This is a genomic window from Rhizobacter sp. P2_H2 (genome assembly GCF_056403375.1).
The window spans coordinates 1-1,309 of sequence record NZ_JBFUFP010001320.1 but is presented as its reverse complement, the minus strand read 5'-3'; the positions used below and the strand labels follow the sequence as shown (position 1 = coordinate 1,309).

The 1,309-nt window shown below is 67.7% G+C and carries 3 protein-coding genes; 2 read left to right on the top strand and 1 reads right to left on the bottom strand.

Annotation, left to right across the window (positions count from 1 at the left end):
• On the bottom strand, positions 1-246 hold a 246-nt coding region (locus tag AC1D15_RS32745; RefSeq protein ID WP_477829344.1), incomplete at its 3' end, for a ParB N-terminal domain-containing protein.
• A 58-nt stretch (positions 247-304) separates the two neighbouring features.
• Here AC1D15_RS32745 and gloA2 point away from each other — a divergent pair.
• Together gloA2 and AC1D15_RS32735 are read left to right on the top strand one after the other, a co-directional pair.
• On the top strand, positions 305-694 hold the full coding sequence (gene gloA2, locus AC1D15_RS32740; RefSeq protein ID WP_465112397.1) for an SMU1112c/YaeR family gloxylase I-like metalloprotein: 390 nt from the start codon (positions 305-307) through the stop codon (positions 692-694).
• Positions 695-778: 84 nt separating this feature from the next.
• Positions 779-1,309 (top strand): POT-type proton-dependent oligopeptide transporter (locus tag AC1D15_RS32735; protein WP_477829343.1); only part of this gene is annotated, 531 nt, incomplete at its 3' end.

The window sequence follows — 1,309 nt, the reverse complement described above, 5'->3', positions numbered from 1 at the left end:
CTGGTCGATCATCCACAGGTGCACGTCTTCCAGTGACTGGAAGCGCGTGCTCTGCACCGTCTGGAACGGCAGCCCGTGCTTGCGGCAGATGCCGTAGCGGTTGTGCCCGTCGACCAGCATGTCGCCCCACAGCACCAGCGCATCGCGGCAGCCCTCGGCGAGGATGCTGCGCTCCAGCGCGTCGTGTTCGTCCGCGGTCAACGGGTCGATGTAGGCTTTGAGTTCTTCGTTGACGACGAGGTCCATGGGGCGGGTGCGATCGGTGACAAAGGGGGCGCATTGTAGGGAGCGCGACAATCGCCCGATGCTGCTCCGCATCCACCACGCCGCCATCATCTGCTCCGACTACCCGGCCTCGAAGCGCTTCTACACCGAGACGCTCGGCCTCGCGGTGATCGCCGAGCACTTCCGCGCGCAGCGCAACTCGTACAAGCTCGACCTGGCACTGCCCGACGGCTCGCAGGTCGAGCTGTTCTCGTTCGACGGCGCGCCGCCGCGCCCGTCGTACCCCGAGGCGCGCGGCCTGCGCCACCTGGCGTTCGAGGTCGACGACGTGGCGCAGTGCAAGGCCGCGCTCGAGGGCCGGGGCGTCGCGGTGGAAGACATCCGCGTCGACGAGTACACGGGCAGGCGTTTCGTGTTCTTCGCCGATCCGGACGGGCTGCCGCTGGAGCTGTACGAGGCCGCCACCTGAGCGCGCGCGCTGACCCGAGTTGTGCCGCCCGGCCATTTCAGCGACAGTCGCGGATTACCCAATTTCCTTCGGAAGCCACTACCCGTGTCCACCTCCGCCTCCAACGATCGTGCCTTCTTCGGCCACCCCGCCGGCCTCGGCTGGCTCGCCTTCTGCGAACTCTGGGAACGTTTCTCGTACTACGGCATGCAGGCCCTGCTGGTGCTGTACCTCACCAACTACCTGTTCCTGCCCGAGAACATCGGCCACGTCGCCGGCATCGATGCGGTGCGCGGCGCCATCGAGAACGTCACCGGCCTGCGCTCGCCGCAGCAGCTCGCGTCCGCCGTGTTCGGGCTCTACGCGGGCTTCGTCTACCTGACGCCGCTGTTCGGCGGCCTGCTCGCCGACCGCGTGCTCGGCCGCACCAAGACGGTCGTGATCGGCGCGGTGCTGATGGCCACCGGCCACTTCCTGATGGCCTTCGAGGCCAGCTTCTTCTTCGCGCTGCTGTGCCTGCTGATCGGCGTCGGCTGCTTCAAGGGCAACATCGCGGCGCAGGTCGGTGACCTCTACGCGCCCGGCGACAAGCGGCGCGCGAGCGCGTTCCAGATCTTCATGCTGGCGGTGCAGATC